Annotated in this window: 22 protein-coding genes and 1 tRNA gene; 16 read left to right on the forward strand and 7 right to left on the reverse strand. The window is 35.6% G+C overall.

The features are described 5' to 3' along the window. Positions 1–1794 (forward strand): ABC transporter ATP-binding protein, encoded by a 1794-nt coding sequence (locus QNH20_RS10235; RefSeq protein ID WP_283922780.1) that lies wholly within the window; start codon positions 1–3, stop codon positions 1792–1794. A 62-nt stretch (positions 1795–1856) separates the two neighbouring features. Here QNH20_RS10235 and QNH20_RS10240 read toward each other — a convergent pair whose 3' ends face one another. Then, positions 1857–2033, reverse strand: coding sequence for an aspartyl-phosphate phosphatase Spo0E family protein (locus QNH20_RS10240; RefSeq protein ID WP_283922781.1), 177 nt, complete (start codon positions 2031–2033; stop codon positions 1857–1859). Positions 2034–2304: 271 nt separating this feature from the next. On the opposite strand from QNH20_RS10240, the gene QNH20_RS10245 reads away from it, so the two are divergent. From QNH20_RS10245 to QNH20_RS10255, 3 genes are all read left to right on the forward strand, one after another. Continuing rightward, entirely contained in the window at positions 2305–3012 is a 708-nt protein-coding gene (locus QNH20_RS10245; RefSeq protein WP_283922782.1) for a cytochrome c biogenesis CcdA family protein, read from the forward strand. A gap of 120 nt (positions 3013–3132) precedes the next feature. Continuing rightward, positions 3133–3495: a response regulator gene (locus tag QNH20_RS10250; protein WP_283922783.1), complete on the forward strand. Its 363-nt coding sequence runs from the start codon at positions 3133–3135 to the stop codon at positions 3493–3495. A gap of 158 nt (positions 3496–3653) precedes the next feature. Then, entirely contained in the window at positions 3654–4133 is a 480-nt protein-coding gene (locus QNH20_RS10255; RefSeq protein WP_283922784.1) for a CcdC family protein, read from the forward strand. A gap of 72 nt (positions 4134–4205) precedes the next feature. Here the strand turns inward: QNH20_RS10255 and QNH20_RS10260 are convergent, their stop codons facing one another. Further along, positions 4206–4631, reverse strand: coding sequence for a DUF2621 domain-containing protein (locus QNH20_RS10260; protein WP_283922785.1), 426 nt, complete (start codon positions 4629–4631; stop codon positions 4206–4208). Between the two features lie 288 nt (positions 4632–4919). Here QNH20_RS10260 and QNH20_RS10265 point away from each other — a divergent pair. After that, positions 4920–5016, forward strand: a tRNA-Sec gene (locus QNH20_RS10265). Between the two features lie 1440 nt (positions 5017–6456). Here QNH20_RS10265 and QNH20_RS10270 read toward each other — a convergent pair. After that, a complete protein-coding gene (locus QNH20_RS10270) occupies positions 6457–7173 on the reverse strand; it encodes a GntR family transcriptional regulator (protein WP_283922786.1) in 717 nt (238 codons plus the stop codon). A gap of 151 nt (positions 7174–7324) precedes the next feature. Between QNH20_RS10270 and QNH20_RS10275 the strand changes: the two genes are divergently transcribed. From QNH20_RS10275 to QNH20_RS10310, 8 genes are all read left to right on the forward strand, one after another. Continuing rightward, a complete protein-coding gene (locus QNH20_RS10275; protein ID WP_283922787.1) occupies positions 7325–7744 on the forward strand; it encodes a PTS sugar transporter subunit IIA in 420 nt (139 codons plus the stop codon). 16 nt (positions 7745–7760) lie between these two features. Continuing rightward, positions 7761–8510, forward strand: a complete 750-nt coding sequence (locus tag QNH20_RS10280) for a BtpA/SgcQ family protein (RefSeq protein WP_283922788.1) — start codon at positions 7761–7763, stop codon at positions 8508–8510. Then, the gene (locus QNH20_RS10285; protein WP_283922789.1) at positions 8503–8973 is read left to right on the forward strand and encodes a PTS sugar transporter subunit IIB; all 471 of its coding nucleotides are present in this window, start codon (positions 8503–8505) and stop codon (positions 8971–8973) included. The genes QNH20_RS10280 and QNH20_RS10285 overlap by 8 nt, the downstream gene beginning before the upstream one ends. A gap of 16 nt (positions 8974–8989) precedes the next feature. Beyond that, positions 8990–9763, forward strand: coding sequence for a PTS mannose/fructose/sorbose/N-acetylgalactosamine transporter subunit IIC (locus QNH20_RS10290; RefSeq protein WP_283922790.1), 774 nt, complete (start codon positions 8990–8992; stop codon positions 9761–9763). Then, complete coding sequence (locus QNH20_RS10295) at positions 9753–10574, forward strand: PTS system mannose/fructose/sorbose family transporter subunit IID (RefSeq protein WP_283922791.1); 822 nt, start codon at positions 9753–9755, stop codon at positions 10572–10574. The genes QNH20_RS10290 and QNH20_RS10295 overlap by 11 nt, the downstream gene beginning before the upstream one ends. A gap of 543 nt (positions 10575–11117) precedes the next feature. Next, positions 11118–13190: a choice-of-anchor J domain-containing protein gene (locus QNH20_RS10300; RefSeq protein ID WP_283922792.1), complete on the forward strand. Its 2073-nt coding sequence runs from the start codon at positions 11118–11120 to the stop codon at positions 13188–13190. A gap of 864 nt (positions 13191–14054) precedes the next feature. Then, positions 14055–15158 carry an AI-2E family transporter gene (locus QNH20_RS10305; protein ID WP_283922793.1) on the forward strand — a complete coding sequence of 368 codons (1104 nt, stop codon included), beginning with the start codon at positions 14055–14057 and terminating at the stop codon, positions 15156–15158. 50 nt (positions 15159–15208) lie between these two features. After that, positions 15209–15331: a hypothetical protein gene (locus QNH20_RS10310; RefSeq protein ID WP_283922794.1), complete on the forward strand. Its 123-nt coding sequence runs from the start codon at positions 15209–15211 to the stop codon at positions 15329–15331. Positions 15332–15486: 155 nt separating this feature from the next. Here QNH20_RS10310 and QNH20_RS10315 read toward each other — a convergent pair whose 3' ends face one another. From QNH20_RS10315 to QNH20_RS10330, 4 genes are all read right to left on the reverse strand, one after another. Beyond that, the gene (locus QNH20_RS10315; RefSeq protein ID WP_283922795.1) at positions 15487–17022 is read right to left on the reverse strand and encodes an APC family permease; all 1536 of its coding nucleotides are present in this window, start codon (positions 17020–17022) and stop codon (positions 15487–15489) included. 105 nt (positions 17023–17127) lie between these two features. Beyond that, the gene (locus QNH20_RS10320; protein WP_283922796.1) at positions 17128–18102 is read right to left on the reverse strand and encodes a PDR/VanB family oxidoreductase; all 975 of its coding nucleotides are present in this window, start codon (positions 18100–18102) and stop codon (positions 17128–17130) included. Between the two features lie 56 nt (positions 18103–18158). After that, a complete protein-coding gene (locus QNH20_RS10325; RefSeq protein ID WP_283922797.1) occupies positions 18159–18677 on the reverse strand; it encodes a dimethylamine monooxygenase subunit DmmA family protein in 519 nt (172 codons plus the stop codon). 29 nt (positions 18678–18706) lie between these two features. Then, complete coding sequence (locus QNH20_RS10330; protein WP_283922798.1) at positions 18707–19690, reverse strand: heme-dependent oxidative N-demethylase family protein; 984 nt, start codon at positions 19688–19690, stop codon at positions 18707–18709. Positions 19691–20003: 313 nt separating this feature from the next. On the opposite strand from QNH20_RS10330, the gene QNH20_RS10335 reads away from it, so the two are divergent. The 3 genes from QNH20_RS10335 (at position 20004) to QNH20_RS10345 (ending at position 25497) form a co-directional block, all read left to right on the forward strand. Next, on the forward strand, positions 20004–21854 hold the full coding sequence (locus tag QNH20_RS10335; protein WP_283923386.1) for a sigma-54 interaction domain-containing protein: 1851 nt from the start codon (positions 20004–20006) through the stop codon (positions 21852–21854). 180 nt (positions 21855–22034) lie between these two features. Next, the gene (locus QNH20_RS10340; RefSeq protein WP_283922799.1) at positions 22035–23837 is read left to right on the forward strand and encodes a sigma 54-interacting transcriptional regulator; all 1803 of its coding nucleotides are present in this window, start codon (positions 22035–22037) and stop codon (positions 23835–23837) included. 274 nt (positions 23838–24111) lie between these two features. Beyond that, entirely contained in the window at positions 24112–25497 is a 1386-nt protein-coding gene (locus QNH20_RS10345) for an aminotransferase family protein (RefSeq protein ID WP_283922800.1), read from the forward strand. Positions 25498–25514: the final 17 nt, after the last annotated feature.

Genomic DNA, 25514 nt, shown 5'->3' on the forward strand with positions numbered 1-25514 from the left:
ATGGAAGAGAAAGAGCATTTGTCAGAACGTGAACAAAGAAAGGTCTTATTCCGTCTTCTTTCCTATACAAAACCGCATAAAAAAATGATCAGTATTGCCTTTATCCTTTTGTTGCTAACAACGATCGGGGATATTGTCCTTCCGTTATTAGTTAAAATCTTTATTGATGATTATTTAACACCAGGAAGGCTTGAGTTCCAGCCTTTATTGATTCTTGGTTCAGTTTACATGGGAATTCAAGTAGTAAAAGCGATCTTGATGTTTTTCCAATTTGTGAAATTTCAGGAGATTGCCTTATATATTATCCAACAGCTTAGAATTGATGTTTTTTCAAAGGTCCAAGCACTAGGTCTGAAGTATTTTGATAAAACGCCTGCTGGCAGTATTGTGTCGCGGGTAACGAATGATACAGAAGCGATTAAAGATATGTTTGTAACCGTAATATCGACATTTATTCAAAGTGGATTTTTGCTGACTGGTATCTTTATTGCTATGTTTATTTTGAATGTGAAGCTGGCCTTGTTCTGTGTCATCATTATCCCGATTTTATTATTTGTCATGAATTTATACAGAAAATTAAGCTCACGATACTATCTTTATATGCGTGAAAGACTAAGCCAGCTGAATGCAAAGTTAAGCGAGTCTTTGTCGGGTATGTCAATAATTCAAGTATTTCGTCAGGAAAAACGCCTTCGAAAAGAGTTTGGCGATATTAATGAGCAGCACTACAATGCGGGTATGAAAAATATTAAAATTGATGGCTTGCTATTAAGACCGGCAATTGATTTGATTTATATTTTTGCACTGATCATTGTCCTAAGCTATTTTGGAATAACTTCCTTACAACATAGTGTAGAAATTGGGGTTATCTATGCGTTTATAAATTATTTGGATCGATTTTTTGAACCGGTAAACCAAATGATGATGCGGCTGTCTCTATACCAGCAGGCCATCGTAGCTGGCTCTAGGGTATTTAAATTGCTGGATGAGGTAGAATTGGCTCCTGCTCAGAAGGAAGAGAAGACCATTTCAATTGAAGAAGGAAAAATTGAATTCAGGAATTTAAGTTTTTCTTATGATGGGAAGAGGGACGTTCTTAAAAATATTTCCTTTACTGCTAATCCAGGAGAAACGGTTGCACTTGTCGGCCATACCGGAAGCGGCAAGAGTTCCATCATTAATCTAATGATGCGTTTCTACGAATTCGAACGTGGTGAGATATTGATTGATGGAGATTCAATTCGTAACTTTACCAAGTCTGAGCTAAGAGAGAAAATGGGACTTGTCCTACAGGATCCGTTTTTGTTTTACGGGACGGTAAAAGATAATATTCGCCTTCATAACGAGGACATGACAGATGAACAAGTAGAAGAAGCGGCAAGATTTGTTCAAGCGCATTTGTTTATTGATAGACTTGATGATGGATTTGACCATAAAGTAGTGGAAAGGGGAGCAACCTTCTCAAGCGGTCAGCGGCAACTAATTGCTTTCGCGAGAACGATTGCGGCAAATCCAAAAATACTGGTTCTGGATGAAGCGACGGCTAATATAGATACGGAAACAGAAGAAGCAATACAAACGGCCCTTGCGAAAATGCGTCAAGGAAGGACTACCATTGCAATAGCCCATAGATTATCAACGATTCAGGATGCTGACCTCATTCTTGTGCTTCATCAGGGAGAAATTGTGGAGCGCGGAACGCATCAGGAGCTTCTTGCACAAGAAGGTTTATATCATAAAATGTTCCTTTTACAAAACGGAGCGATTGGGCGTTTGGAGGACGTAGTTAATTAATAAAAAAAGCCTGGCGATAGTGCCGGGCTTTTGATCCGTTTTTAACCTGTGGTCAGGAAATGTTAACAGGCTGATGATGAAACTTTTTTTATATAGATTCTATTATATTCATTTAAAAGGTTGTCCAGTTCCTGACTATAGCGAATTGCTACGGAGGAAGTTAAGCCGTTAGTAGTAGCGACTTGAATTAATTCAGCTCGCTTTTTTTCAATTAATGCAACTAATTCTTGTTTGATCACGGCCGAGAATCCTTTCTGGAGTAACTCCTAAATTTGGGAAAAATAGAATAATAGACAACAAATATGGGATTGTTTTACTAGTATAACCTATGATGTAAATAATTTCAAAGATATTGTAAAAAAATATCCAATCTTATAGGCTTAAAATTGGTAAAAATGAATATTTTTTGAAATGTTATTGCTTGAGTCACAAAAATTTCATGTAACCATTATCTTTTAGTTAAAAGTTTTGTTAGAATGAAGGGGTATCGACTATAGTGGGAGTGTTAATATGTCTGATGTAAATATATTTTTAGCATTAGGGGCAGGATTTTTAAGTTTTATTTCACCATGTTGCTTGCCGCTTTATCCAGCGTTTTTATCTTACATAACCGGTATGTCTGTAGGGGAACTGAAAAGTGAAAATGCCATGCTGCAAAAACGAAGTTTGCTCCATACGTTATTTTTCTTAATAGGGTTTTCAATTATTTTTATCGCAATTGGATTTGGGACCTCTTTTATTGGAAGTTTCTTTTCTGAATATAAAGACATTATTCGTCAATTAGGCGGAATTTTTATTGTTTTCTTTGGATTAATCATTGTTGGTGTATTTAAACCAGAGTTTATGATGAAGGATCGAAGAGTTGAATTTAAGAATCGTCCTTCTGGCTATATAGGGTCTATTTTAATTGGGATGGCTTTTGCCGCAGGGTGGACACCTTGTACAGGTCCGATCCTCTCGGCAGTTATTCTACTAGCTGGATCAAATCCAGGCTCTGGTGTTTTGTACATGCTTGCATATTCTCTTGGCTTCGCAATCCCATTTTTTATATTATCTTTCTTTGTTGGACGTATGAAATGGATTAAAACACACAGTGGAAAGATTATGAAAATTGGCGGCTATATCATGATTGTCATGGGGATTGTCCTCTTTTTTGATTGGATGACAAAAATAATTACTGCTTTTCAAGGAATGTTTGGCGGATTTACCGGATTTTAAATATCCCTCACACCTTACTATTTAAAAATCCTGTAAAATGAAATATAAGCTATTATGGTAGTCTTTTAGGATTTTCAAAATATGATAGATTGGTGTTTTATTGGTTCGGGGGGAAACGTGTTGGCAAGAATATTAATTGTGGATGACATGAAATTTATGAGAGAGACTTTACATCAACTCTTTAGTCAAAATAATTATCAGGTTGTAGGGGAAGCTGAGACCGGAAAAGAAGCAGTTAAGCTTTACCGAGAATTATTGCCTGATCTTGTTACAATGGATCTTACCATGCCAGAAATGAGCGGCCTTGAAGCCATCAAAATGATTCGCAGCGAATTTCCTGAAGCGAAGGTGATCATGTGTTCGGCAATGGGGCAGAAAAAAGTAATCATGGAGGCGATTGAATCGGGTGCTAAGGACTATATCGTGAAGCCTTTCAATGATTTGCAAGTAATTGAAGCCATTAATAGGGCATTGAAATCATAACCATTAGGATACTCTTAATGGTTTTTTCTATTTTTGGTTTCATTTCCTTTCTTCAAGTATATTTAGGAACAAATATACAGTGAAAAAATTTATAGCATATTTCATTATTTGATATATAATGAGTAAGTAAATAAATAGATAAGGGAAGAATGAATCCAATGAATTACGTTGTTATTTCTTCAATTGGAGCAGTTTTTATGGGCTTGTTTGTTATATTTGTCCGCATGAAGGCTGCAAAACAACCTACAAATGTGAAAAAAATTATTTTGCCTCCTATTTTTATGTCCAGCGGGGCACTTATGTATTTTGTTCCTGAATTTAGACTTACCCCAATGGAAATTTTAGAGGCAGTAGTCGTGGGCATGTTATTTTCCATCTTACTGATCAAAACCTCTAAATTCGAAATTCGTGACAATGATATTTACTTAAAGCGGTCAAAGGCATTTATTTTTATTTTAGTAGGTTTATTAGCCGTTCGCCTTGTATTAAAATCAATCCTCAGTAGTACAATAGATGTCGGGCAATTAAGCGGCATGTTTTTCCTTCTTGCCTTCAGCATGATTGTTCCGTGGCGTTTGGCAATGTACATGTCATATAAGAAGCTTTATAAAGAGCTGCATAGCTTAAAAATGATTTAATTATCGGACACTGATTCTTTTTGAGTCAGTGTTTTATTTAGGCAAAAATAAAAACCGTTCGAGATGAACGGTTTAGAATAAATGCTCGTACGGCGTAACATCAATTTGATTTTGAAAAAGCTTTTTTCGTAAAAATTTATGATCTCGTTTAGGTGTTGCTTGAATGTACCCGCGAATCACCAGTTCTTGAGTAATTTTAGGTGCATTCTCTTGAATGGCCAGTTCGCCAATTTTTCCAGCTATTTTATGCCGAGCAACATCGCGGAACAGCTCAGGAACAGGGCTGACTAAATCCTCTAAAAGCGCTTTCTCCTCGTCATTCCATAAGTGACGTGAGTTATTTACATAATGCTCTTCCCAATCCATTACCGACTTGCCATCTTCTTTCGGCATTTTTTTCAAAAACTTGCGGAACATAAAAAAACCGCCAATGGCAAACGAACCAACTAAAAAAACTACCCAAAATAGGATAAACCATAAAAACCAACCTTGAAGCATGCTATTCACCTACAAAAAACGATATTATTACTTATTATAGTCTGTTTATAGGAAAAATGACAAGTAATCGTCACAATTTAGTCCAAAACATAAGCCTCAAAAATGCTTTAAACTCAAATATGAAAATTGAAAACCTTGTCGAAAAAATGACAAATCAGGCAATTCTATTGATAAATACTATATTCCATTGTAATATAGTTTCAAATGAAGGGTAAGCGAAACCGTTTACTTCATTCGTAAAGAGACTGTGAAACCATAGTCCTATACATTGAAAATAATACACCTAATGGGGCTGAATGGGGTACTGGTGTCCTCCACAGTCTTCAAAACTGCTTGAGACCTGCGTGTCAGGTCTGGTGGGTTCGATTCCCACACAGTCCCGCCAACCTTGATATAACAAAGATTTTGAGGTTTTTGAGAAGTTTTATTAAGTGGAAATGATGTTGGCCAACAACTGAAAATATTGTCTTTGGTACAACCGATATAAAAAATTACATACGCTATTTTATGAGCTGCTCGAACTGAAGGGCAGCTTATTTTTGCATATTTTGTAACAAATGAGTATAAGTGTCTATCTTGTTTCTGATTGTCGAATGTCCTAATCGTTCTGACACAACTTATGGATGAACACCTTGTTGAAACATAAACGTTCCATGTGTAGTCTTAAACCATGATCTTGTGCCTGTAAAATAACTTGATTGAATTAGGTTTAATGAAAGAAACTAATATTTATTTAATTAAAGCACTCTCCACAAACAAAATGCAACTTTTAGAAATTAAATGTCCTTTCAACTCTTTATGAAACCAAGTGTGGGATGGTCCTTTAAATTTTGTTTTTAACATCCAATTATGTTTTTTTGTTATCAATGATGATTTCCTATATCCAATTTTAGCTTTTATTAATAAATAAATGTATTCTACTAATCGATTCATATCCTTGAAATGTAATTGTATTTTGAATGGATACCAGTATTATCTACAACAAAGCTAAGTTTCTTTTAACAATAGCTCTTATTTTCTTTGAATTCATCAAAAATTGCTATATGGGTAAATTTTTTTCAAAAAAATTCCGGGGGCTAGGAGGTATTAGATGGGTCTAGTTATTAAAGGGTTTTATGCCCCACCCCTTTTAAATAAAAAGGGTCTGAGTGGAATAAAGGTTTAAGGCCCTGCACTCATCGCTGGCCTTCCACATTTGCAGGCACGATTGAGTTTGAACCAAAATAAACCTTTGGCACAACGAATAACGATGCGTTTTCATGTAGATGTTTTCGATAATGAGAAGTTTTCCGATATGTAGAACATCATTCTAAAATGTCGCGAGTGAGGGGAAGTAGATTGTCTACATTCCCTTATTTTAGGTTCGCTGAATTTGGAATACTGCTATTGGACCTTGTAATGGACATATATTTGGCTTCTTTTCTAGCTATTAAGTAAATATGTCTGGCTTAACAGGGGAAACATTGGTCGTTTCTCATACAAACAGATACGTGAGCACGTGCCACAAAAGACCAATGGCGAGTCCAGTTAAATAGATATAAAAGAACAAGACATCATCACCTTTTCATTTGGTGATGATGTGCTATTGTTTTTGACTTTCATATAATAAGCAATCCATTTTTCTTGCTACTGCATCATGTTAATTTGAAGTGTTTGAGAAAATACATTGTAAAGTAGAAAAGAGTCATTTAATGTGTTTTTTGCTTCATAAACATTTTTCTTTGCTACTTAACTGTTGTATTAACCCGTCTTCTTCATTTAAGTGGCCGATCTAATCTCGATAAAATGAATAGCATCATTATTCAGAATGAGTTTCTTTTTTTCATTACTTTTTATATTGAACGGCATAAACATATTTAGATGTTAAAATATATTGTTTATTGATATAGACTAATTCATGTTTTGAATTGTAAACATGTTGCGTTACTTCTAATACAGGCATCCCTACTGAACAATTTAACAATTCAGCAATTTCTTTCGTTGAAAAGATAATTTGAAAATAATCTTCGAAAATTTGTAATTTAGTGTGTAGTTCTCTTTCTAATTGCTCTAAAAGAGAATCTTGTAAATTTGTTAAAAAAGTATAGTTGGTTGGTAAATAATCTATTTCTAAAATGCAAGGTGTTTCATCTACTTTTCGCACTCTTTTTATTAAAATTATTTCGTTCTTTCTATCTTTTAATTCAGCAAAAAGTTCATTATGTACCGCTTCAGTGTGAAAAGCAATGATTTCTGTCGAAGGAATTCTACCCATCTTTTTACATGTTTCAGTAAAACTTCCACCGGTTAGGACATTTTCTGTGTGAACAACATTATTTACGAATGTCCCTTTTCCTCTTTTTTTAATCAAAATATCTTGATCCACAAGTCTTTGTAGCACGCTCCTTACAGTTACACGACTAACATTATATGTTTTTTCTAGTTGTGCTTCAGAAGGAATCTTTTCCCCAGGTTTATATTCCCCCTCTTGAATTTTTTTTTGAAGAATTGCATAAAGTTGCTCTTGTAAAGTGATAGCATTCAATTGATTTAAGTTTTCCATTCCATTTCCCACCTTGATATCATTATAATTCAAAAGTGCATTTCATTATAGATGAAAAAGTTGAAATTAAAGCATTGACAGCACTGCCAATCTTGTATTAACCTATATTCGTATAATACAACATAATACAAGTTTAGGGAAGGTGTTAAAGATGGAGCGCAAAATTGTGATTGCTTCACATGGAAATTATTCGCAGGGTTTAGCACATGCAGGCAATATGATATGTGGAGATCTTCCTTATGAATTGGAAGCGTATACTTTACTTCCGGGAATGTCTGCGGATGATTTTGTGGAGAAACTTGAAAAAGAAATATCATCAGATGTGAGTGCAGAAAAAGAATATGTTATTTTGACGGATTTGTTTGGTGCGAGTGTTTGTAGTGCGATGTGCCAATTATTGAAATATGAAAATGTAAAGGTTTTCGCTGGTACGAATTTAAATTTATTGTTGATGGTTTGTATCGAGTATACACAAAAAATTGGAGAGAAAGAAGCACATGAAATTGTTGAAAAGGCACGAGAAGGTATACGATATGTTCAATTAAGTCCTATGATCGAAGAAGAGTTTTAATTTACTGGAGGCAATTATGAGAGATCGAAATTTTTTAGATATGTTCCAACAGAAAAAGGTTATCTTTGGCATGCTACATTTGAAAGGAACCTCAGAGAAAGATGTAATGGAAAGATTGAAGAGGGAAATAGACGTTTATGTAAATAATGGATTAGATGCTGTCATTATTGAAAACTATTTTGGTACTTATAAAAATTTAGAACAAGGATTGCAATATATTGAAAAATGCAAATTACCTATTCCTTATGGTGTAAATTGTTTAAATGTCGATCAAATGGGATTTGAATTAGCCAAAGGATATGAAGCAAATTTTGTACAGTTAGACTCTGTTGTAGGGCATGTACAACCTAGAGATGAAGAAACGTTAGACGCTTTCTTTACTAAATGGTATCAAGATTATCCAGGATATATTTTAGGAGGAGTACGTTTTAAATATCAACCGGTACTATCGAAAAATACGGTAGAACAAGATTTAATCATTGCACAAGACCGTTGTGATGCGATTTGTGTTACAGGAGATGCAACTGGACAAGAAACTTCAACGGAGAAAATTATCCAATTCAGAAATACTTTGGGGAGCTTTCCACTCATTATTGGTGCAGGTGTTACTCCTGAAAACATGAAAGAACAGTTTAAATATGCAGACGGCGCAATTATCGGCAGTTATTTTAAAGAAAAACATGTAGCAGAAGAAGAGGTATCAATTGAAAATGTCAAAGCAGTAGTAGAAACAGTAAGCAATATACGGAGGGATTTTAATGATTAAGTTAGTGAGAGTAGATCATCGATTATTACATGGACAAGTCGCATTTTCATGGACAAAAGTATTAGGAACAGATTGTATTTTGATTGCCAATGACGCAGTTGCGAAAGATTCTTTACGCATGGCAGCTTTACGCATGGCAAAACCCGAGGGAATAAGATTGGTAATGAAGAGTATAGAGGATTCTATAACATCTTTAAATAGTGGGGTAACAGACAAATATAAATTATTGATTATTGTAGAATCTGTAGAAGATGCGTATCGATTATCTGAAAAAGTAGATGTAATAAAAATGATTAATTTAGGAGGTGCAAAATTAATAGAAAATAAACGACAAATTTCTAAAGCTTTTTCAGTTTCTGATAAGGACTGTGAGTTACTACGTAAAATGAATGATAAAGGAATCCGTTTGGAAATTCAAATGGTGCCTGATGAGCCAGCTAAAGATGTAATGAATTTAATTTAAAAAGGAGACCCGTGGCATGTTAACACAAACATTGCTTGTCTTTTTAGTAGCAATTCTAGGATATTTAAACAGTTATTTCGGTAGTAGTATGATTAGTCGACCAATTGTAATGGGAATGTTAGTGGGGCTTGTTTTAGGAGATTTGACAACAGGAATTAAAGTAGGGGCTACATTAGAGTTGGTTTGGTTAGGAGCGATGGCTATAGGAGCAAGTAACCCACCAGATATGGTTTCGGGATCTATTATCGGAACATCGTATGTGATTGTAACACACTCTAGTATAGCGACAGCAGTGGCATTAGCTGTTCCAATTTCAATGTTAATGCAAATGTTATGGAATTTATTAATGATTGTTTGGGTTCCGTTATTGGCTGCAAAAGCAGACAAATATGCCAATGAAGCAAATTATAGTGGAATTGATCGCATGCATTACATTGCTGTTTTTAGTCAGGCAATATTGTTAGCTGGTTTGACTTCTGCCGGATTCTTTTTAGGTTCAAAAGCTATACAATCTTTTGTAAATATAATACCTAATTTTGTTAATTCGGGTCTAAATTATGCAATGGGGATTATTCCGGCGATTGGGTTTGCATTATTGGTTAGGATGATTGTGAGCAAAAAGACGGCTTGTTTCTTATTTTTAGGATTTTTATTAGTAGCATATTTAAAAATAAGTGTACTTGGCGTAACAGCATTTGCTTGTGTATTAACCGCTATTTTACTATTTAATACAGGACTTTCGTCTTCAAATAATCAAGTTCAGGAGGTTATTGACGATAATGAATTCTAATTCAGAAAAGTTAACGAAAAAAGAAATACGTCAAATCTTCTGGCGTTCTTGTCAATTAGATTCTTCTTGGAATTTTGAACGCCAACAGAATTTAGGATATTCTTATGCAATGGTGCCAGTTATTAAACGTTTGTTTAAGAATGATTCGAGAAAGGCAGAAGCTGCATTAAAAAGAAGTCTTGATTTTATGGCGATTACACCGCAATTATCATCATTATTAATGGGGATTAATGCAGCGATGGAAGAAGAAAACGCAAATAATCCAGAATTTGATGATTCCGCCATTACAGCAGTGAAAACATCGCTAATGGGACCACTAGCAGGAATTGGCGATTCATTAATTGTCGGAACGTTACGGATTATTGCTACTGGAGTAGCAATTGGGTTTGCATCAAAAGGAAATATAATCGGTCCGCTTTTATTCTTGTTATTATTCAACGTGCCAGGTTTTTTACTTCGTTATTATGGTTTAAATTTTGGTTATAAATATGGGGCTTATTTTATTACAAATGCCGAAAAAACAGGCATTATGGATAAAGTCACATATGCGGCGAGTGTTGTTGGTTTGACAGCAATAGGAGGTATGATTGCAAGTTATGTTCAATTAGATTTATCCGGAATTATGATAGGTAGTGGGAAATTTGCGGAACCATTGACGAAATACTTGGATATGATTATGCCGGGACTCGTCCCTTTAGCTGTATTTGGAATAATGTATTGGTTGATTGGTAAGAAAATAAAAACGTCAAATTTGTTGTTAGGCAGTGTCTTTGTATGTATTTTTATTAGTTTTTTGGTTAGTTTATTTTAAACAAAAACCATAGAGTAGTATTATCCTCTTTAAGTAGATAGTATAAAAACCCATCAATTCATGTTAAAATACAGATACGCACTGACCTAAAAAAATGAGACAAATAAAAACACCTTATGTTGAAAAATGGGTATGAAACCCATAATTACAACATGGAGGTGTTTTTTCTATGTCTAGAGCGAATAAACAATACCCAATTGATTAAAAAGGCGAGGGGCCTACACGCCGTACCATCGGAGAATACTACATAAACTATCAGCACTTATGGACTACAACGGGCGGGAATTCTCTACGGAAGAAATGACAACAGTACTATTTGTCGGCTGGATCACCTTTATTGGTAATAGTCGTCATCCTGGTCTAAATTGTGTCGAAAAAGAACGATTAAATACTAAAATTTACTGAAAGATTATACCCTGTCGAAAAAAATAATATTTAAAAGATAAAAAACAGTGTTAGCTTTCTAAATGCGACAAAATATTCATAATATTATTGATACTATTATTAGGTAATTAGTATTATTAAGGTGCGAGGAGGACGAAAATGAAAAAATCCAAAAAGCTTTTATCCGTTTTATCTACTACCGCTCTAGTAGGTAGTATGTTACTTCCTTCCGTGGGAAGTGCGCAGGTTAAAGGGTATAACCCAAATCCGGCAGTGCAGGAGATAGGTTCAGACTTTCGCTCTGAAACCGTAGAAGAGGTATTAAAAAATAACAAACTTAATTTAAGTGGGTATGATGTATACGGAGAAGCTTCATCAGACAGTGGACAAGCTGGAGCGGCTTCATCCGTAACTCCGGGCGATGTAGGGACTGTTAAACCGTGGGTTACACATAATGATGTAACTGGACAATATGTACTAACGAATTTTACTCTCAAAGGAGTTGGTACATATGGGGAGGTATGGGTAGCGAATAATCTTGCGTATCCTACAGGAGACCCAAGGAATGCTGCTGGAGTATCTGTCGTTACCAATGAACAAGTAAACTATCTTTTAAATCAATTTGATACAAAAATGTATGAACAAGAGGTTGCCTTTTTTGGCGCCCCTGCTGAAAGAAAGGGAGAACATGCTGCTAATTCTCTTGGTGATTTATATAAGGACGAATCTGGGCGTGTCGTTATCCTAATTGATAACATTAAAGATGATAGTTATTATAATGCGAATTATCCTAGTTATATTGCAGGATATTTTTCATCAACTATAAGTGATTTAACGGACAGAAATGTCATGACAATTGACAGTTTTGATTGGTTAAACCGGACAGGTCCAAATGCTGCGAAACCTTTCCTATACGAGGGGACTTTTGCTCATGAGTTTCAACATTTACTTCACCACGACAGTGATGGTGCAGAAGAAAACTTTATAAACGAGGGATTATCTGATTTTGCTCAATATCAGGTCGGATATGGTCATTCAAAATCACACGTCGACTTCTTTATGAATAACCTCAAGAACTCCTTAACGCAATGGGGAGATCAGTCAGATCTTCAAATACTAGGAGATTATGGGGCTGCTTATCTATTCCAGCTTTATTTATACGAACAATTTGGCAAGGAATTTATTCAGAAAGAATTCAAAAACCAATTACAAGGTATTAATAGTATTAATGCTGTTCTAAAAGAAATGGGTAGCAAAAAAGACTTTAATGCAGTATATCAAGATTTCATGATTGCATTAATGCTAGATGGAAAATACCAAGGAGATAATAAGACATATAATTTTAATTCCATTGACCTTAACCCTAATATAGAGGCAGCATCAAAATTAGACTCTTTTGCACCAGCTTGGGGAACTGATGTAAAAGTGATTACTCCTGACAAGAAGATCGACCATCTATATTTCAAAGGTCTTGATTTCCTCGGTTCGAACTGGAAAACAGTAACTGATCCAGTAAAAGGTGAAGTACTTTGGGGGAATCAAGGGGATCAAGCAGATAATTTCCTGATAAAAGAGCTTGATTTAACAGGAAAAACAAATCCAATCCTATCTTTTGATACAAAATATAATATTGAAGAACAATGGGATTTTGGTGCTGTTCAAGTTTCAACAGATAATGGAAAAACGTGGGCTTCTTTAACGAATGATCACACAAGAGATGATGTGGTCGCCAATGGATATCCAACAATAAAACAAAATTTACCAGGATTTACGGGTAGCTCAAATGGTTGGACAACAGAAAGTTTCAACCTTTCTCAATACACGGGTCAAAAGGTCCTTGTGGCATTCCGCTATATGACAGACTGGGGCTATAATGAAGCAGGATGGTACGTATCAAACCTTAAGCTAAATGGCGAGCTTATTGATGCCATGAAAACGACTAAGGGCTTCATGAGTTTAGAAGAAGCAACAAAGGAATATGTGGATTACCAAGTTCAGTTTATTGGATATAAGAAAGGTGTTGCAAAAGGGCAAGACAATCATGTCAAAGTTATTAAATTCCCTAATCTCCTAAATATGAGTGAAAGTGATAAGGTAGATCTTCGTGATATGCTACAAAGCTCTCAATATTCTAAAGTAGTAATGATGGTTACTTATGCACCTGCTCCTGGCAAGGGTGGACGTGCTGAGTATAATTACGATGTAATTATGAAGGCTAACAAAAAGAAATAAATAAACTCCAAGACTCTTAAGTTATATAACTCGGGGCTTACACCCTAGAATACTGAATTTTTAAATCTCTAAAAATTATAGTAACTTTCCAATAATGATCTATTTTACGACTATCTTAAAGAAGCTGTTCCAAATTAAAACTTTGGGCAGCTTCTTTTGGTTTTGGTGATTACGTTTCAAATGTGAATAATAATGAAAAATTCCGAATTATAATAATAAATTCTGTATTTTTCCTATGATTTATATCGTGGAATGTTCTTTTTAAATTCGGGGGTGATAACCAAGATTTTTTTAGAGTTTAAATTGATTATCATTTTCCTCACAATTTTGTTCTGTTAGATTAATATAAGAAAATAATTTGGCATCAACCTGACTAAATTAATGTGCCATATTTTGGTTTTATTAGGTACTTTGGTGCCATGCTTGTTGCCCAATTTTTTAAAATTACAAATTAAAAGAAAACACTAGGAAGCAAGAAAGCTTAATTTATCAATACCTTAGGGTATATGAAGTCACTAGAAAAACAGATGCTAGCAAACTTCAAAACTGCTTGAGACCTGCGTGCCAGGTCTGGTGGGTTCGATTCCCACACAGTCCCGCCAAATACATAAGTTAACGCACAGTGATAAACCTGTGAGTTTATTTCATAATAAGATACTTTTCTTACGATAATAAATTGGATTATTCTAATATACATTTTGTTTAGAGGCAAAATACTCAAACATTGGTACTACCTTCCTGTATGTAACAATCATTTTAAGAGAATCAAAATTAATATTTGTTAAAATACCTTGATAATACTGTATATTATTCCAAGACTTTGATATACTTTTACCAAAATATCTGAGTTAAGAGGTACAGGTCGTGAGAAAATCTAAAATACAATTTTGGCTGATTCAAATTTTACTTATTTTAACGATTATTTTCGTTTCAACAAAAATCACATTTATGTTTAGGCCTATAGGAATCTTTTTCACAACTATTTTCTTTCCAATCCTAATAACAGGGTTCTTCTATTTTCTTTTAAATCCTGTGGTGAATTTTCTCGAACGCAAAAAGCTTCCCAGGATAGTGGCCATACTTGTTATATATATTGGGTTTGCCGGGCTTCTTGTGTTGGGAATAGGCAGCATCGTTCCAGCTGTGTCAAAACAGGCAACTGATCTTGCCAATAATTTACCGGTCTATGCCCATGAGACTACCGAATTTTTAACAAATGTGGTCAAGTCATCTGAGTTTAAAAGCTTTAGGCATGAGCAGAGTGAAATTATCGACACGGTGCAACATCGGTTAATGGAGTATGCAAATACACTGCCAAATAAACTGACGAAAGGACTTATGGGTTTTTTTGGCATGATCACCAATATAGCTATTATTCTTGTGACTGTACCATTTTTATTATTTTACATGTTTAAGGACGGTCATAAATTTCCAAAAGCCGTTTCAAATTTTATACCGACCGGTTACAGAGATGAGGGTCTAAAAATTTTAAAAGAAACAGGGGAGACATTGTCAGCCTACATCCAAGGGCAGGTTATGGTCGCCTTGGCAGTCGGAACCTTGTCTTTTATTGGATATGTAATCATTGACATGCCTTATGCGTTAATCTTAGCGCTTATTGTAGCCTTCACCAATATTATCCCTTATGTTGGACCAATCATTGGGGGTACGCCCGCTGTGCTTGTGGCTGTATTTGATTCACCAACGAAAGCTTTATTGGTAATAGTCGTCATCCTGGTTGCCCAGCAAATAGAAGGGAACTTCCTGTCACCGTTGATATTAGGAAAAACATTGGATACGCACCCAGCAACAATCATCATTATTCTATTGGTTGCAGGAAACCTGGCAGGCGTACTTGGAATGGTCTTGGCTGTTCCGACATATGCTGTTTCAAAAGTAATTGTTTTGAACTTAGTCCGATTTTTGAGAGCGAGAAAAGCGGCGAAAAATATAGTAGAAGGAACTTGAGTCAATAGACGCAAGTTCCTTTTTTACTAAAACGATATGCTGGAGACCTATTGTACTATGGAGCAAAAATTCTTTTATATGAGAATGGTTTCTTAGCTGCTAAGACATTTGTGGTAGACCAGGAGGTAGTATCAGTAGCGACGATGAATATAGACCCCGTTGCTTCAGATTAGACTTTAACGAGAATGCGATTGTATATGATGAAGTGGTTAACAACTTGCTTTGATGCCATGCTTGTGCCTATAATTTAGTCCACCTTCAGAAAAATTGAATGAATAAACATAGTGAATCCTTTAGCAACCCGCTCTAATATGAGTTAGTAACAAACCTACATTGACATGTCATTAACCTTGTTTTGATGAGAGAGATATTTTTTCGGTATTGCATCATTATACGGCATATTGCTATGCCCGTAGCTGCGATGAATCATCATATACAGTATACCAACAACAATAACTACAACTCCTGAAGCGAGCACGATATAGTTATCATACCAAGGTGCATCTGGCGTTCTTGGCCAACACATGTTAATCATTGCGATTATTCCGTAGACAAGTGCACCAATATTGACAGGTAGCCCCCACTTGCCCAATTGATACTTACCACTTGGCTTCCATCCTTTTAGTCTAGCTCGAAGTGCAGCTAGAACAACCATTTGGAATCCAACATAAATGCCAAATGATGCAAAACTGACTACCTTTGTAAGCGCATCTGTAGACACTTTTGATCCCAACACAATGATACCAGGGACAATAGCTGCAAGAAGCAACGCATAAGGTGGAATGTGACGGGCAACCGAAAATTTCTTTAACAATCGGCTTCCTATAATCATGTCATCACGTCCATACGAATAGGCGAGTCTACTTGCTGCCGCCTGTAAACTTATTGCACACGAAAGGAAAGAAATTAACACAATACCCAGTACAATCTTCGCGCCAACAGTACCAAAAGCCTTGTTCAGCAGTGTATCAACAGGCGTTACGTCCTTACCTGAAATAACTGCTGGGATATCAGCAACTGAAAGTACTAAAGAAAGGCAAACAAAAGTTGCTGCAGCACCACCAATGTAAATCGTCCGACGCATTGCCTTTGGGATAAGAACGCCTGGATTCGGTACTTCTTCAGCAACATCACCACAAGCTTCGAACCCATAATATAAAAAAGCTCCAATTAATCCAGCTGCTGCAAATGCATACAAGAAACTATGACTACCTTGAGCATCAAAAGAATCAAAGAGCACACCAAGACCGTGGTGCCTTTGTGTGATAAGCAACCAAAAACCAACAGCAAGCGCACCGATAATTTCAGCAGTAAAACCAATAACTGCTGCAACTGCAAGAACCTTCGTGCCAAGAAAATTGATGATAGTCGATAGTACAAGCAAGATTACTGCACAAAGAATCGTTGAATCCACCGATACTTCAAAACCCAAAACTTGTGCTAGAAAAGGTCCAGCTCCGTATACAACACTGGCAATCGTCACAAGCAAAGCCATTAAGTAAACCCAGCCAGTCATCCATGCCCACTTGCGCCCCCATAATCTTCGTGCCCAAGGATATACTCCTCCTGCAACAGGGAATTGTGCAACAATCTCACTAAAGACAAGTGCCACTAATAACTGTCCGAATCCACAGATGACAAGACTCCAAATCATAGGTGGGCCACCTTGCGCAAGCGCGTAAGCAAATAGTGTGTACACACCTACTACAGGAGAAAGATAAGTGAACCCAAGCGAAAAGTTTGCCCACGGGCTCATGTCGCGGCGAAATTCAGATTCATATCCAAGTGCTGCCAGTTGTGCAGCATCACTATCATGATGTTCTGACCCAGGTCCGCTAATATTATTGTTCAGATTTTCTTGCATATTTTTTAGCCTCCTTTAAATGGTAATTATATTCTTGTGTCAATATAAAATTATTTAATATTCAGTAAACTAATTTTATGAATCTATTACAGAATAAAGGCTCCATTATAGGTGTAAAATGAGCTCCTTTTCAGGTTCTTTAGCTCTTGAGCAACAAGTTAAAATAACTTTCTTCGTATGTCTCTCTTCATCTTTGTAGAAGTGATCTCGGTGATCAACTTCTCCTTCAACTACCTGTATTTCGCAGCTTCCGCATCCGCCTACTTTACAAGAATAGGGTGCTTCTACCCCAGCTTTTAATAGTGCCTCTAATAACGTTTCTTCTTCAGAAACTTCTACCTTATGACCGCTATTCGCTAATTTTACAACAAAAGGATTTTTTGGTCGTTCATCAGTTGGAGCAAATAATTCAAAATGAATAGAACGGCTTGGGTAACCGTATGAGTCAGCTGCTTCTCTAAATTCTTTCACCATTGAAGCTGGTCCACAGAAATACACATGTGAGCCAATCCGATGTTCCGCCATTGTTACAGGTACCATTTTATTAGGATTTTCCGTTCTCGAGAAATAGAAGTGACATTTTCGAGGATATTTAGCCTTCAAGTAATCATAAAAAGCACAATCTTCTTCCGTTCTTGCAGCATAATGTAATTCAAATGATTTACCTTCAGCTGTTAATTCTTCCATCATTGTCATAAATGGAGTAATACCGACTCCTGCTGCATAAAACACATGATGTTTAGCAGCTTTGAAAGCCAGTGGGAAATGATTTTTAGGCCAACTGATTTCTAAACAATCTCCCACTTTGATCTTTTCATGCCAATAAACAGATCCTCCTCTTGAATGGTCATCCTTACGAATGGCAATAGCATATTGAGTACGGTCGGTTGGATGACTAACAAGTGAGTAATTTCTTTCAATAATCTCGTCGTCATTTTTTACATAAGTTGCGATATGTGAACCACCAGTAAATGCAGGCAGTAATTCTAGATCAACCGGATACAAGTGGAAGCGCTTTACACATTTTGTTTCCTGTATTATTTTTCCTACATTTACTTTTATCTTTCCGAATGCCCTCATAATAATCACTCCCATCGTCATGTCTGCAATTTTATTTATTCTTTCTCACATAACATTTAAGTTGATGTTACGAAAGCAGGATTATAAGGATATCCAATATAACCTTTTCGCTCTCTTGAGAAGAAGGGTCCTATTTGCAAGCTGATTTGGCAATGATAACAAATCGTATCCGTATCTTCAGCCTCAACTTCTTGTAGATGATAGCATTTGATACAATAAACATACCGTCTCTTCTTGCCAGAAATAAGCGTTTGAATCTCATCTTCTGAAAAACCAGCATCAATTGCCGCCGTGAAAATCGTTACTGCATCATCCCATTTAGCTGAAATATATAGCTGTGTTCCCATTTTTTGACGATCTAATACTTCGCTAATATTCTTAAATTGTAGTTCATCTTTCATTTCAATAAGTTCATATTCTTTAAGACCATTTAAATCATTTATAAATTGCTCGATTATGTCAGCTTCTTTTGGTTCAGCAGAAATAATCAGTAATTTTCTTCGATCCCATCTTATTGTGAATTTTTCAACAATTGTTTCAGATTTTTCGAATAAAACCGGGCTGTTGTATACCACTTTACATACCTCCAATCGTTCAACCCTAGTTAGTTTGTAATTTTTCTTTTTTCAACTAAGTTCTTCAAATATTCTAATGTAGGTTCAATAAATGGGGTAAATCCTTTATAATCAGCCATTGGTTTAGGAATATCTGATAGAATAGAGTATGTTTGCTCAAGCCATTCTGGTTTTAATGCCAAATCTTCCAATGGAAGGAATTGCGTATTTAAAACGAACAAAATCGCATTACTCCTTGGCATACAATAGAAAAATTGTTCTTCTACACGAAGTCTTACTAGTTTACCAGCATTTTCTGGAGTGACTAAAAAGCGTGTTGGACCCCATGTATCAAAAGTTTCATAGTTAACATCCCAACGATTTGCCATCAAATTCCAGTTAATTCTGGTCCAAGGCTCACCTGGGAAAACATTGCGAATTAAAAAATTTCGAATTCTTTCAGTCAGCGGTACACCTGTGCGTGACACAAATGGTACAGGTGCATGAATTTCGTCAAAAGTCATTCCTTTATTCCAGTGAGGCGAAAATAAAGCAGCATAAGATTCTTGAGCAACTTCCAAATAAAGATTGTTATCCCGCTGAACCATTAATACAAAGTCAGTGGTGAAATGACGTCCAATTAAATCAAGCGGCTCAAGATCGATGCTTGATGCATCACCAAATATGAAAGATTCTGTTTCATTTAAGATAAAATTATGAAAAGTCCAGTGATTACCGTTTTTTTCTACTAGGAAGTGCTCCGGATAGCGTTCAATCGCCATATTAATCAGCATTTCTGCTACTTCCCATTGCATTTCCATTGTATGTGGATAGGATTGGAACCTTACTTCAGGTTGTTCCTTCAGTAATTCTCTTTTTCTTATTATTTGTTTTTCATATTCTGGTGTTATTACAACACAATTCTGTTTATCCTTTTCAAGTTTTCTTAAGTCATTGGAATACCGATAATTGGAATCTTCTTTAATATTGTGAAAAGGATAGGGAAATAGATCTAGATTAGTAGATTTGTACACGATAAATTCCTCCTTTAATTGTTGAACAATAATATCATTTTCAGATTGAATATTTGGAAAACGATATTATTTTACTTAATATTCATGCAATAAATTGTGCCAGTTCTATCGACATCCTCCTTTCTAAGCCTTTGTTATAAACAGTAGCAATTTTTATGCCAAATCGAAAAAGTTCACAGAATCGCCACAATTCAACATTTGTTAATATTAGTTAATTTCAAATTTGAAATCTCTATTCAAATATGAAATAATTTATTTTGAATAATCTAAAAATTTTGATTCTGTTGAAGGAAGGGTTATATGTGTGGTGTCCATGATTTTGGCTAATGATCAACTACTTCAAGCATATCAGTCTAGTTTTCTCTCTATTTACGATGAAATTATTGTAACGAATTTAAAAGGAAATATTTTATTTCGAAGTGGAAAACTGAAAAATTTTTGGTCAACAAACTCTACCTCACTTAAAGGAAGAACATTTACTGAATTAGAGGAAATTTCATTCTTTGGAGATCCCATTTTACTATTATTAAATAGAGAGTTACACTCTCTTCAATTAAAGGCTTGGAATGGCAGTACTATTCTAATATCCGTGTTTATATCTAATGGTAATAGTGAAGATTTAATGTTATGGGGATTAAAAAGTATTTCCGATAATTTAATGGATTCAATTGAAATAACCGATGAGTCGGATACAACACACACTCCTTCAATGGTCGTCCATAGTCAAAAAATGAAAGATGTACTTAACACAATAGAAATGGTTTCAAAAGTTTCAACAACAGTTCTTTTATTAGGGGAATCTGGTGTAGGAAAAGAAATGTTTGCTAAAACGATTCATCAATTAGGAAATAGAAGGTCTAAACCTTTTATTGCAGTTAACTGTGGTGCAATTCCGGTAAATTTATTAGAAAGTGAATTATTTGGTTATGTCGGTGGAGCATTTAGTGGTGCAAACAAAAATGGTGCTCCCGGAAAATTTGAACTAGCAAATGAGGGGATTATTTTCCTCGATGAAATTGCAGAATTGCCACTGAACTTGCAGGTAAAGTTACTTCGAATTTTACAGGAAAAAGAAGTCACCCCTTTAGGTAGTTCAAAACGGATTCATATTGATGTCCAAATTATAGCTGCAACGAATCAATCATTAGAAAAAATGGTCATAGATGGACGATTTAGAGAAGACTTATATTATCGTTTAAATGTAGTACCAATTGAAATCCCTTCGTTACGGGAAAGAGTAGAAGAGATCCCGTACTTAATCTATCACTTCATAGCAAAGTATAATACTTTATATAAAAGAAACATCAATATTTTACCAGATGCTATTGATTTATTGTGTATTTACGATTGGCCGGGAAATGTTCGGCAATTAGAGAATACGATTGAAAGAATAGTTGTGACTAGTAGAGAATTGAACGTAGACTCAAGCTTAGTTTACAATTACATTCCTTGGAAAAAGGATGTTATCAAGGAACCTCCTATTATTGATCACATTATGCCGCTGCAAGAAGCAGTTGATATGATTGAAGAACAGTTAATTAAAATGGCAATGGATAAATATAAATCGGTTAAACTTGCAGCAAAAGTACTTGATATTAGTCAACCTACAATGAGTAGAAAATATAAAAAAATTCGTGAGAAAATTCAACACGAAACTCTCTCTCCTTCAAATAAAAGAAACATACTGGAGCAACATCTAAATAAACAATTACGATCAATGGCTATTTTTACATCCGCTGTCATTCTTCCAGAAGAAATCTCTGAATTAGTGAATCATCGTGTTTCACTATCCAGCCCAACTTTTAACAAGGTTCAGAAAAAATTAACGAAAATACGAGAACAAGAAGGAATCATTGAGTGGGTCTACATTTTTAAAGCTTTAGATAATAATAAAATGCTGACTATTGTAGCCGATGAAGATTTTGTGATTCCAGCTGGAAATTTATATGAAGGTCCGCCTGAAATGATGGAAGTAGCATTTGAGGCAATGAATGGAAAAGCAGGAGTAACCCCTTTATATAAAGATATTTACGGGGAATGGAAAACAAGTTTTGCTCCCTTAATGGATCATAACGGAAAAGTTGTGGCCATTATTGGGCTTGATCATAGTAGATCTTATATCGAAACAGAGTTAAAGAAAATAGAGAATATGTTAAAAGTGTAGAAAAAATTTATTCTAGTGTTGAATAGAGAAAAGAAAAGGCTTGGAGAAACTCCGAGCCTTTTCTGACATGGTGAATTAGTACGTTATCAGACAAAAATCGACTGACATAATGTTCTATAATGAGAATTGTATAGAAATAACAATGGTGCATTATCAAATTTTTTGGTTAGGAGAGATAAAGTGACTCAGTTATCAGAAATACAGGTCATTGCTCAGCAAGTAGCGGAGGCAATTTCTGCGGCATTAAAAATTGAGGCGGAAATCGTTGATGAGACAATGACGGTTGTTGCTGGAACAGGGAAATTGAAAAGCAGAATTAATACAAAAGAAGAGGGGGGTGTGAAAGAAGCAGGATTTTTATACGGGAGAGTCCTGACAAACAATCGGGAATATGTTATAGAAAACGCGCGAATGGATCTCACCTATGACCCTTCTGTTTTACAGGGTGAAACAGAAGAGATTGCGGAGATTTGTTGTCCGATTCGATTTCAAGGGAGAGCAATCGGGGTAATCGGATTAATTGCACTTAATCAAGAGCAGCATTTGAATTTAATTGAACATCAAGATCAAATGTTGAAATTTCTATATCGTATGGCTGAATTGCTAGCTTCAAAGATTTCAGAAATGGCGATGATGAAACAATGGAAAGTTATGACAGAGAAATTACAAACCATCATTGAATCGATTCATGAAGGAATTATTGCCATAGATGAGCGTGGAATACTGACACACTGTAATCACACAGCTGAATTACTATTAAAGAGTTCAAAAGGCAAACTAATTGGACAACCTCTAGAAACCATTTTACCTGGGACACCCATGTTGAATGTATTGAAGACAGGTACAGGATATGTCGAAAAAGAAGAGATGTACCCTTTAAATAACGACCAAATGCATTTTATCGTAACAGCCAAACCAATTAAATTAATGGATAAGGTCAGTGGCGTCGTCTCCTCTTTTCGAGGTATTTCCGATGCTAGGAGGTTGGTTTACTCCCTAACAAACCATCATGAATTTTTCTTCCTATCAGAAATAAAGGGGGAAAGTGATCGCTTAAAAATAGTAAAGGAACAGGCACGACATGTTGCAAATAGTGATTCGAATATTTTAATAACTGGTGAAAGCGGTACAGGAAAAGGACTATTCGCACGAGCCATTCACTTTTCAAGTAATCGTAAGTCTGGTCCATTTATTTCTGTCAATTGTGGGGCAATTCCTGAATCGTTGCTAGAAAGTGAGTTGTTCGGCTATACGAAAGGGGCGTTTACCGGTGCAAATCGGAATGGAAAAATAGGTAAATTTGAAATGGCAGATAACGGTACAATCTTACTTGATGAGATTGGAGATATGCCCTTACATCTTCAAGTGAAGTTATTACATGTGATCCAAAATAAAGAAATCGAAAGGGTCGGAAGTGTAAGTCCTATTCCTGTTAATATCAGAGTGATTGCTGCGACGAACAAAAATCTAGAGGAAATGGTAGCTGAACGAACCTTTCGCTCTGATTTGTTTTTTCGCTTAAATGTTATTCCGCTTCAAATTCCTCCTCTCAGAGAACGAAAATCAGACATTCCGATCTTAATGGAACACTTCTTAAAAGAACATATGCAAAAGCTGGGTAAAATGATCCATTCTTTTTCACCTGAGGTTGTAGACATTTTTAAAAATTATCATTGGCCAGGTAATGTGCGTGAACTGGAAAATGCAGTTGAATATGCAGTTAATATGTCGAGTGAGAAAGTACTACATCTAGAAAACATTCCTAGACGCATGATTCAAACTGAACAGAAAAATATGGGGTCGTCAACTTTAAAAGAAAGACTTCTTTACCATGAAGGCGAAATAATAAGAGAGATGTTAAATCGATATGGCAGTACAGTTGAAGATAAAAAACGAATTGCTGCTGAATTAAATATTAGTTTGGCAACGCTTTATAGAAAAATTGAAGAAAACAAGTTTCTCAATTTCGAGAAAAATTTCTGAAAATTGAGAAACTTGTACGAGTAAACTCCTAAAATAGACTATTGTGAACTAACAGTACTGAAAACGTATGATTTTTCTCATTTTTGCGAAATGACATGCAGGCTTTTTTGATTCAAACAGTATTATAGCGCATTTTTCAATTTGGCACGGTAATTGCATATGTAGTAAGAGAAAGAGATCAGGAGAACGGTGATTCTCATGCCTCATTAATGTTGAAAATCATGAATCCATGGATTTTAGAGGCATTAAAAAATTTTAAAAGGTGGTAATACGCATGGAAGTTAAAACTGTGTCAAACCAAATTGAGATTGATCATTTAGTGGAATTAGATCGAAAACATTTCTTACATCCTACAACCATGCCGAAAACTCATGCAGAACAAGGTCCAAAAATTATTTTTTCAGAAGGAAAAGGAATCTATGTTAAAGATGTATATGGTGATACATATATTGACGGGGTATCAATGCTATGGAATGTGAATTTAGGACATGGCCAACAAGAATTGGCCGAAGCAGCAAAAAATCAAATGGCAAAATTGGCATTCAACTCAAATTTTATCAGCTATTCCAATGAACCTGCTATTCGTCTAGCAGAGAAGTTAGTTTCCATTGCACCAGGAGATTTACACTCTGTCTTTTATACCTCGGGGGGATCAGAATCGAATGATACAGCCATAAAATTATCGAGGTTCTACTGGCAAATAAAGGGTAAGCCAGAGAAGCGGAAAATAATAGCCTTAGAGAATGGATATCACGGTGTAACAATTGCTGCCCAAACAGCAACTTCAATTCCTAATTTCCATACATTTGCTAATTCGGCGATATCAGAGGTTTTTCATGCGAAGCCTCACCTGACAAACTGTGAAATGGGAGACAAGAATGACCCGAATTATAACGGATGTATCAGGGATATTGTTGAACGTGAAGGGGCTGATACCGTTGCTGCAATCATTCTAGAACCTGTGCAGGGTTCAGGTGGTGTACATATTCCACCAAATGGGTATATTCAAGCAGTTCGAGATCTTTGTGATGAATTTGGGATCCTTTTCCTTGCTGATGAAGTTATTTGCGGGTTTGGCCGGACAGGTAAGATGTTTGGCGTTGATAATTGGGAGGTTGTTCCGGATTTATTGTGCTTTGCTAAAGGGGTATCAAGCGGCTATTCCCAATTAGGCGGTGTTCTTCTTCGCGAGGAAATTCATCAAACGATTACTCAATATGAAGGACTATTAAGCCATGGTTTCACATATAGCGGGCATGCGACATCGTGTGCAGTAGCATTAAAAACGATTGAAATTATCGAAAGAGAAAATCTTGTAGAGCATACCAAAAATATGGAACTAGAATTGATAAAAGGATTCGAATTTTTAAAGAAAAACCACAAGATTGTGACTAAAGATCGAGCAATCGGCCTTCTATCTGCCTTTGAATTGTATGAAGATCCAGATTCAGATAAGCCATTCGATATATCGGTCCAGGCAGCCTCGAAGGTAGGAGAGGAGTGCTTTAAACGCAAGCTTCTTATTCGGCCAATCCGGGTCGCAGAAGGTAAGAATATCATTGCTGTTGCACCTCCGCTTATTATTCAAAAAGAAGAAGTGGAAGAGATTATTAATATACTAGACGTTTCACTCACGACTTTTACAAAAAAATGGTGCTAAGTTTCGGCTGAAAAATA

The sequence above is a fragment of the Neobacillus sp. WH10 genome (genome assembly GCF_030123405.1).
In the GTDB taxonomy this organism is placed as follows: domain Bacteria; phylum Bacillota; class Bacilli; order Bacillales; family Cytobacillaceae; genus Neobacillus.

Excerpts from the sequence above, each read along its gene's own strand:
- QNH20_RS10235 (WP_283922780.1), top strand. The coding sequence starts at position 1 with ATGGAAGAGAAAGAGCATTTGTCAGAACGTGAACAAAGAAAGGTCTTA.
- QNH20_RS10245 (WP_283922782.1), top strand. The coding sequence starts at position 2,305 with ATGTCTGATGTAAATATATTTTTAGCATTAGGGGCAGGATTTTTAAGT.
- QNH20_RS10255 (WP_283922784.1), top strand. The coding sequence starts at position 3,654 with ATGAATTACGTTGTTATTTCTTCAATTGGAGCAGTTTTTATGGGCTTG.
- QNH20_RS10260 (WP_283922785.1), bottom strand. The coding sequence starts at position 4,631 with ATGCTTCAAGGTTGGTTTTTATGGTTTATCCTATTTTGGGTAGTTTTT.
- QNH20_RS10270 (WP_283922786.1), bottom strand. The coding sequence starts at position 7,173 with ATGGAAAACTTAAATCAATTGAATGCTATCACTTTACAAGAGCAACTT.
- QNH20_RS10275 (WP_283922787.1), top strand. The coding sequence starts at position 7,325 with ATGGAGCGCAAAATTGTGATTGCTTCACATGGAAATTATTCGCAGGGT.
- QNH20_RS10280 (WP_283922788.1), top strand. The coding sequence starts at position 7,761 with ATGAGAGATCGAAATTTTTTAGATATGTTCCAACAGAAAAAGGTTATC.
- QNH20_RS10285 (WP_283922789.1), top strand. The coding sequence starts at position 8,503 with ATGATTAAGTTAGTGAGAGTAGATCATCGATTATTACATGGACAAGTC.
- QNH20_RS10290 (WP_283922790.1), top strand. The coding sequence starts at position 8,990 with ATGTTAACACAAACATTGCTTGTCTTTTTAGTAGCAATTCTAGGATAT.
- QNH20_RS10295 (WP_283922791.1), top strand. The coding sequence starts at position 9,753 with ATGAATTCTAATTCAGAAAAGTTAACGAAAAAAGAAATACGTCAAATC.
- QNH20_RS10300 (WP_283922792.1), top strand. The coding sequence starts at position 11,118 with ATGAAAAAATCCAAAAAGCTTTTATCCGTTTTATCTACTACCGCTCTA.
- QNH20_RS10315 (WP_283922795.1), bottom strand. The coding sequence starts at position 17,022 with ATGCAAGAAAATCTGAACAATAATATTAGCGGACCTGGGTCAGAACAT.
- QNH20_RS10320 (WP_283922796.1), bottom strand. The coding sequence starts at position 18,102 with ATGAGGGCATTCGGAAAGATAAAAGTAAATGTAGGAAAAATAATACAG.
- QNH20_RS10335 (WP_283923386.1), top strand. The coding sequence starts at position 20,004 with ATGATTTTGGCTAATGATCAACTACTTCAAGCATATCAGTCTAGTTTT.
- QNH20_RS10345 (WP_283922800.1), top strand. The coding sequence starts at position 24,112 with ATGGAAGTTAAAACTGTGTCAAACCAAATTGAGATTGATCATTTAGTG.